General features: G+C 65.7%; 9 protein-coding genes. 4 read left to right on the forward strand and 5 right to left on the reverse strand.

The window, feature by feature from the left end; genetic code table 11:
• A partial coding sequence (locus WB785_RS21125) for a DUF3710 domain-containing protein (protein WP_424081496.1) occupies positions 1-704 on the reverse strand: 704 nt, incomplete at its 3' end.
• Positions 705-801: 97 nt separating this feature from the next.
• The gene (gene dut, locus WB785_RS21130) at positions 802-1,266 is read right to left on the reverse strand and encodes a dUTP diphosphatase (protein ID WP_424081498.1); all 465 of its coding nucleotides are present in this window, start codon (positions 1,264-1,266) and stop codon (positions 802-804) included.
• Between the two features lie 25 nt (positions 1,267-1,291).
• On the opposite strand from dut, the gene WB785_RS21135 reads away from it, so the two are divergent.
• A complete protein-coding gene (locus tag WB785_RS21135) occupies positions 1,292-1,768 on the forward strand; it encodes a DUF3093 domain-containing protein (protein ID WP_424081500.1) in 477 nt (158 codons plus the stop codon).
• Positions 1,769-1,803: 35 nt separating this feature from the next.
• Here WB785_RS21135 and WB785_RS21140 read toward each other — a convergent pair whose 3' ends face one another.
• Positions 1,804-2,106 (reverse strand): DUF4193 domain-containing protein, encoded by a 303-nt coding sequence (locus tag WB785_RS21140; protein WP_424081512.1) that lies wholly within the window; start codon positions 2,104-2,106, stop codon positions 1,804-1,806.
• Positions 2,107-2,269: 163 nt separating this feature from the next.
• Here WB785_RS21140 and cei point away from each other — a divergent pair, with 163 nt between their 5' ends.
• Positions 2,270-2,920, forward strand: a complete 651-nt coding sequence (gene cei, locus WB785_RS21145; protein ID WP_424081502.1) for an envelope integrity protein Cei — start codon at positions 2,270-2,272, stop codon at positions 2,918-2,920.
• A gap of 21 nt (positions 2,921-2,941) precedes the next feature.
• Here the strand turns inward: cei and WB785_RS21150 are convergent, their stop codons facing one another.
• Entirely contained in the window at positions 2,942-3,817 is an 876-nt protein-coding gene (locus tag WB785_RS21150; protein ID WP_424081504.1) for an inositol monophosphatase family protein, read from the reverse strand.
• Positions 3,818-3,949: 132 nt separating this feature from the next.
• On the opposite strand from WB785_RS21150, the gene ppgK reads away from it, so the two are divergent.
• Together ppgK and WB785_RS21160 are read left to right on the forward strand one after the other, a co-directional pair.
• Complete coding sequence (gene ppgK, locus WB785_RS21155) at positions 3,950-4,756, forward strand: polyphosphate--glucose phosphotransferase (protein WP_424081506.1); 807 nt, start codon at positions 3,950-3,952, stop codon at positions 4,754-4,756.
• 178 nt (positions 4,757-4,934) lie between these two features.
• On the forward strand, positions 4,935-6,503 hold the full coding sequence (locus tag WB785_RS21160) for an RNA polymerase sigma factor (protein ID WP_424081508.1): 1,569 nt from the start codon (positions 4,935-4,937) through the stop codon (positions 6,501-6,503).
• Between the two features lie 162 nt (positions 6,504-6,665).
• On the opposite strand, the gene WB785_RS21165 is transcribed toward WB785_RS21160, so the two are convergent.
• The coding region (locus WB785_RS21165) for a hypothetical protein (protein ID WP_424081510.1) at positions 6,666-7,131 on the reverse strand (466 nt) is incomplete at its 5' end.

A 7,131-nucleotide genomic window follows, 5' to 3' on the forward strand; every position in this document is an offset into this window, starting at 1 on the left:
CCCCCGACGTTAGGGTCCGGCGGCGCGACCGCCTGTCCCCCCGCAGCCTGCGCGGCCGCGGCCTCGCGCAGCTGTGACGCCATCGGCTCGGGCAACTGCACCAGCAGTGGCGTCCGCACCGGCAACGGCGTATCGCCGCGACGAACTACGGTGTCCACCAACGCTTGCCGGGCTTCGTCAGTCAACGCATCGATAGTTTCGGGCGAGCCGTTGACGACGCAGCGGATCATCCAGCGGTAGCCGTCGACGCCGATGAACCGGACCACACCGGCCGCGGTGCCGACAACCTCGCGGCCCCAGCGGCCATCCTGGATGCTCACCGTGGCCCCGTCCTTGCGTAGCGAGTCGGCAAGCTCACCGGCCACCTCACGCCACAGGCCGCCGGTCTTGGGCGCCGCGTAAGCGGCGACGGTGAAGCGGCCGTTGGGTGTCACCACCCATATCGCGCTGGGGACGCCGGTGTCGGTCAGCTCGACTTGCAGCTGGGCCGACGGGGGCATCGGCAGCAACACCGAACCGAGGTCGAGACGGCCCGCTTCCGCGGCCGCAGTGTCGTCGAAATCCTCGATGTCGAACGGGCCCTCGGTGTCATCGGAGGCCGCGCTCTCGACCGGCCGTTCCGGTTCCGCGGGTGGAGCCGATGCTTCCAGAGATTCCGACTCGTCGGCTGGTTCGTCTTTGGGTTTGCGTTTACCGAATGCCATTACCAGCGCCGCCCCTTCTCATTGCGCCGCTCTCCCCCGCGAAGCGGGAGGTGCCCCCACCTCATCGCGCACCTTCATTCTGCATCGTCGCCGGCGCTCATAAACTGCCATGCCCGCCCGAAGAGCCGTGGCCACCCTCGCCACGGGTGGTCTGAGCCAGCCCGGCCTCGTCGAACGACGACACCTCGACCAGTTCAACCAACTCGACGCGCTGTACCAACAATTGGGCGATCCGGTCGCCGCGATGCACGACGATCGGCGTCGCAGGATCAAGGTTGATCAGCGCGACCTTGATCTCACCGCGGTAGCCGGCATCGATGGTCCCCGGGCTGTTGACGATCGAAAGCCCTGCCCGAGAAGCTAATCCAGACCGCGGGTGCACCAACCCGACCATTCCGAACGGAATCGCAACCGCGATCCCGGTCCGAACTAGCGCACGGTGTCCGGGCGCCAGCTCGACGTCTTCGGCGCTGTAGAGATCAACGCCGGCGTCGCCGTCGTGGGCTCGGGTGGGCAGCGGAAGCCCGGGGTCAAGACGCACAACCGCCAGACTCGTCGACACGGGGGCACAGATTACCCTTGACCGAATGTCAGGTACGCGAGTCGCGCCGCAAAGCGTGCGGTATCGCGAGCGGCTGTGGGTGCCATGGTGGTGGTGGCCATTGGGTTTCGCGCTCGCGGCGATCGTTGCTTTGGAAGTCAACCAGGGCGTGTCGAGCCTGCCGCGCTGGCTGCCGTTCGCGGCGTTGTTCGTGGTGGCTGCCGGAACGCTGCTGTGGCTGGGCCGGATCGAGATCCGGGTCACCGCCGGCGAGGGTGGAGTCGAATTGTGGGCCGGCGAGGCGCATCTGCCCGTCACGGTGATCGCCCGGTCCGCAGATATCCCCCGCTCGGCCAAGTCCGCGGCGCTGGGACGCCAACTCGACCCCGCGGCGTACGTGGTGCACCGAGGCTGGGTAGGCCCGATGGTGTTGCTCGTTCTGGACGACGTCGACGACCCGACGCCCTACTGGCTGGTGAGCTGCCGTCACCCCGAGCGGGTGCTTTCGGCATTACGCAGCTGACGCCCGGTGACGATGCGGGCGGGCCATCCACCCGATCAGGCCGCGCAGTCGGTACAGATCATCACGCCGTTTTTCTCGCTGGCCAGCCGACTGCGGTGTTGCACCAGAAAGCAGCTCGAACACGTGAACTCGTCGGCCTGCTTGGGAATCACGCGGACTGACAGCTCTTCGCCGGACAGGTCGGCACCAGGCAGCTCGAAATTCTCGGCAGATTCTGATTCGTCGACGTCGACTACCGCCGACGCCGCTTCGTTTCGCCGTGCCTTGAGTTCCTCTAGGGAGTCCTCGGAAACGTCGTCGGTTTCGGTGCGCCTTGGGGCGTCGTAGTCGGTAGCCATCATCTGTCCCCTCGTATACCTCGCAAGCAAAGCTTTGTACCAGCGTCGAACGCATCCACCAAACGATTCGTGCCCGTATGCCCAGGTGTTGAAGTGTGATTTACGTCACATCGCGTATTTAGCCGCGTTACCTCGCCCTAAACATGCCGTTTAGAGTGCGTACGTGGTCGCGCAAATCACCGAAGGTACCGCCTTCGACCGGCATGGTCGACCGTTTCGCCGTCGCAACGCCCGGCCCGCGATTTTCCTGCTAGTCGTGCTGGTGGTGGCGACCGCGGTGGTGTGGACGATGGCCCTCACCCGGCCGCCCGACGTCCATGAGGCCGCCGCATGCAACTTCCCGCCGGAGCAGACCGACCCAGGAGCGCCGCACCTGGGCACCCCGGTGTCGCGCAGCACGATGATCAACGTCGCACCGGCAAAACTCGCCGATACGAAACTCCGTGTCCTGAACGCCAGCGGCCGGGGTGGTCAGGCCGCCGACGTCGCGGGTGCGCTGAAAGACCTGGGCTTCGCGCAGCCGACCGCCGCCAACGATCCGGTCTATGCCAAGACCAGGCTGAACTGTCAGGGCCAGATCCGCTTCGGCGACGCCGGACAGGCCGCCGCTGCGGCGGTATGGCTGGTCGCGCCGTGCGCCGAGTTGTATCGCGATGACCGCACCGACGATTCCGTCGACCTGGTTCTCGGCACCGATTTCAGCGCGCTGGCCCACAGCGACGACATCGCGGCGGTGCTTGCCGGCCTGCGCCCCGGCGATGCCGAGCCCGCCGATCCGGCGCTACTGGCCAAGATCCACGCTGGCACCTGCTGACCGCTGGGCCGATCGGATCGATCAGCCCGGAATCGGAGCGAGGCCGTCGAATTGCTTTAGGGCGGCGAGTAACTGGTCGGCGATTCCAGGTGCCGCGGCAACGACCAGCGCGGCCGCACTGTCGGGATCTCCCGGCGCCGGCAACACCACCCGGGCGCCCGCCTCGGCGGCGATCAGCGCCCCGGCCGCGCAGTCCCAGACATGCAGCCCATGCTCGTAGTAGGCGTCCAATCGGCCCGCCGCCACCATGCACAAATCCATTGCGGCAGAGCCGATCCGACGCACATCACGGACTATCGGCAGGATTTTGGCCACCAGTGCCGCCTGGACCGTACGACGTCGCTGAGAGTATGCGAATCCGGTGCCCACCAAAGCCAGCGACAGATCGTCGACGGCGGTGCACTGCAGCGGATGCGTGCCGAGCTCGTCGATGACGTGTGCACCCAGCCCGACCGCGGCCGAGTACACCCGCCCGCCCATGACGTCGGCAACCGCACCGGCCACCGACACACCGTCGACCTGGGCTGCCACCGACACCGCATAGGCCGGGATGCCGTAGACGAAATTCACGGTGCCATCGATCGGGTCAAGCACCCAGGTGACGGCGCCCACGGCGCTGGCCGCCTGAGATGGCGGCCCTCCGATTTCTTCGCCCAGAATCGGGTCGCCGGATCGCAACTGCGCCAACCGATCACGCAACAACCGTTCGGTCTCGGTGTCGACGATGGTGACCGGATCGGTCGGCGTCGTCTTGGTTCGCACCGCATCGTGGCCCCCGTCGGGCGCGTCGGGGCCGAACACCTCGCTACGACGGCGCCGGGCGAATGCCGCGGCTTCGCCGGCCAACCTCTCGGCCACCGAACGCAGTTGTGCCGGTTGGATCCCTGGCGTGCTCACCGGTCCATCGCATCACAGTTGGCGCCCGACCACCTCGCTGGTGGTTGCGACGCGACCGCCAAACAGGCCAGCCAACTGCCTATCCACGCATTAGGGTGTGGCGGACACCCCAGTCTCGCCGAGGAGATTCTCGTGACCGATGCCGATTCGACCACCGCCTCGTCCGGGACCGATGTGCCCGGGGTTCCGGCGCGCCAGGGTTTCGGTATCGATGTCGGTGGCAGCGGCATCAAGGGCGGAATCGTCGACCTCAACACCGGCCAACTGGTCGGTGATCGTTACAAGCTGCTGACCCCCCAACCGGCCACACCGCCCGCAGTCGCGAAGACGATCGCGGCCGTGGTCAACGAATTCGGCTGGACTGGCCCGCTTGGGGTGACCTACCCGGGTGTCGTTACGCACGGCGTCGTCCGGACCGCGGCCAACGTCGACAAGTCCTGGATCGGGACCAACGCCAGCGACATCATCAGCTCGGAACTGAACGGCCAGCAGATCGTGGTCCTCAACGACGCCGACGCGGCGGGGCTGGCCGAAGAGCACTACGGGGCGGGCAAAGACACCACCGGGGTGGTGGTGCTGCTCACATTCGGAACCGGGATCGGGTCGGCAGTCATCCACAACGGGATTTTGCTGCCCAATACGGAGTTCGGACACCTCGAGGTCGGCGGTAAAGAAGCTGAACACCGCGCGGCGTCATCGGTCAGGGACAAACGCGGCTGGAGCTACAAAAAGTGGGCGAAGCAGGTGACGAAGGTGCTGGTCGCTATTGAGAACGCGATGTGTCCGGAGTTGTTCATCGCCGGCGGCGGCATCAGCCGCAAAGCCGACAAGTGGGTGCCGTTGCTTGCCAACCGCACCCCGGTGGTCGCCGCCGCCCTGCAGAACAGCGCGGGAATCGTCGGCGCGGCGATGGCCGCGACCAGCGACGTGACGCACTGAATTTACGCGCTCTGGCCGGGGTATTGCTGCGCTGTCGTTACAATGGTCACCGGCAGCCGCCTGAGCGAGAGCGGCGAATATCGACACCGATAATCGACGCCGACATCCGACATAGCCGACAGCTTCCGGTTGAGCATGCCCAGAGCATCGGAAGTTGTGTCCTACCGAAGGGGTTTACGTGGCAGCGACCAAGGCACGGCCGGCGACTGAGGAGCCGGTGAAGCGTACGGCCGCCAAGTCTCACGCCACCGCCGGGGCAAAAGGTTCGACGACCAAGTCGTCCAACGGCGCAGCCGCCGCACGACGGGCCACCAAGACAGCAACCAAGGCACCGGCGAAGACCGCCGCGAAGGCCGCGAAGGCACCCGCGAAGGCCGCCAAGGCCGCGCCAGCCAAGGCCCGCACTGCGGCTAAGAGCACTGCCGCCAAGGCCGAGCCGACTCGCGGCCGAGCGAAGAAGGCGTCGTCGAAAGCCGGCCCCAAAGACGTCGAAGTAGTGGCAGAAGAGCTCGAGACCGAAGAAGAACTCGACGAACTCGACGGCGAGCCCGACATCGAGGCTGAGCCCGTCGAAGAAATCGACCTCGAAGTAGACCTGAACCTCGAAGAGCTCGAGGATGAGGCATCCGGCGGCGCCGAGGCCGTGGCCGATGCGAGCGACGCCGAAGAAGGCGCCAAAGCAACCACCAAAAAGGCAGCCGCCGACTCGGCAGACGAAGAAGAGATCGTCGAGCCGAGCGAAAAGGACAAAGCTTCAGGCGATTTCGTCTGGGACGAAGACGAGTCTGAGGCGTTGCGCCAAGCCCGCAAAGACGCCGAGCTCACCGCGTCGGCGGACTCGGTTCGGGCTTACCTCAAGCAGATCGGCAAGGTGGCGCTGCTCAACGCCGAAGAAGAGGTCGAGCTGGCCAAGCGGATCGAGGCGGGCCTGTACGCCACCCAGTTGATGGTCGAGCTGACCGATCGCGGCGAGAAGTTGCCCGCCGCCCAGCGGCGTGACATGTCGTGGATCTGCCGCGACGGCGACCGCGCGAAAAACCATCTGCTGGAAGCCAATTTGCGGCTTGTGGTTTCGCTCGCCAAGCGCTACACCGGCCGCGGCATGGCGTTTCTCGACCTGATCCAGGAAGGGAACCTGGGCCTGATCCGCGCGGTGGAAAAGTTCGACTACACCAAGGGCTACAAGTTCTCCACCTACGCGACCTGGTGGATCCGCCAGGCGATCACCCGCGCGATGGCCGATCAGGCCCGCACCATCCGCATCCCGGTGCACATGGTCGAGGTGATCAACAAGCTGGGCCGTATTCAGCGCGAGCTGCTGCAGGATCTGGGCCGCGAGCCCACGCCTGAAGAACTGGCCAAGGAAATGGACATCACCCCGGAGAAGGTCCTCGAGATCCAGCAGTATGCTCGCGAGCCGATCTCGCTGGATCAGACCATCGGTGACGAGGGTGACAGCCAGCTCGGCGACTTCATCGAGGACAGCGAAGCCGTGGTCGCCGTCGACGCCGTGTCGTTCACGCTGCTGCAAGACCAGCTGCAGTCGGTGCTCGAGACGCTCTCGGAGCGCGAAGCCGGCGTGGTACGGCTGCGCTTCGGCCTTACCGACGGCCAACCGCGCACCCTCGACGAGATCGGCCAGGTCTACGGCGTGACCCGCGAACGCATCCGCCAGATCGAGTCGAAGACGATGTCGAAGCTGCGCCACCCCAGCCGTTCGCAGGTCCTGCGCGACTACCTGGATTGAGATTTAGCGGCACAACGTTTCATCTTGCCGCTGCGCGCTTCGGCTGCGGCGCGGCAATGCGCGCCGCAGCCATCCGCGCCGCTCCGTCAAACTCCCCGCGCGACTGCTCGCTCCTGCGAGCGCTTCAGCGAGCGGGTTCCTCGCGCTACCGGAACGCCGAGATCAGAACGGGCCCAAACCGGCCGAGGCGATGGCCATGTCAGCCATCGCGTCCGTTATGGGGACACCAGTGATTGCCAGTTCGAGGCCCGCAATGTACGCAGCTCCGGTAGCACCGAATGCCTGGGTCAGATCCATAAGCGCGTCATTGTCGGGTGGCGGAAGGGCATCAAATGTCTGATCCAGCAGCAAAGCAAGGCCAGGCTGATATTGATCAAAAACAGTATCAAGCTGGAGGGCCACCCCACTGTTCGTGCCCAGCAGATCCTCGAACGGGTCAGGTTCGAGGCCGGGGGGATTGATGATCCCTACGTTCGGGATGGTCGTAAAGTCATCGACAAACCCATCGAATAGGCCCCCCCAGAATGCTCCGTTGGGGTAGGTCAGGATGGCTGCATCAAGAATGGCCGCATCGGGCTGGAACACGGAGCTGATAGGGAGTAAGTCCTCGAATGGGTCGACGTCGGGC

The organism is Mycobacterium sp. (assembly GCF_049585075.1).
Taxonomy (GTDB): domain Bacteria; phylum Actinomycetota; class Actinomycetes; order Mycobacteriales; family Mycobacteriaceae; genus Mycobacterium.

Coding starts and splice junctions, on each gene's coding strand:
- WB785_RS21135 (WP_424081500.1), top strand. CDS start 1,292: ATGTCAGGTACGCGAGTCGCGCCGCAAAGCGTGCGGTATCGCGAGCGG.
- WB785_RS21140 (WP_424081512.1), bottom strand. CDS start 2,106: ATGGCTACCGACTACGACGCCCCAAGGCGCACCGAAACCGACGACGTT.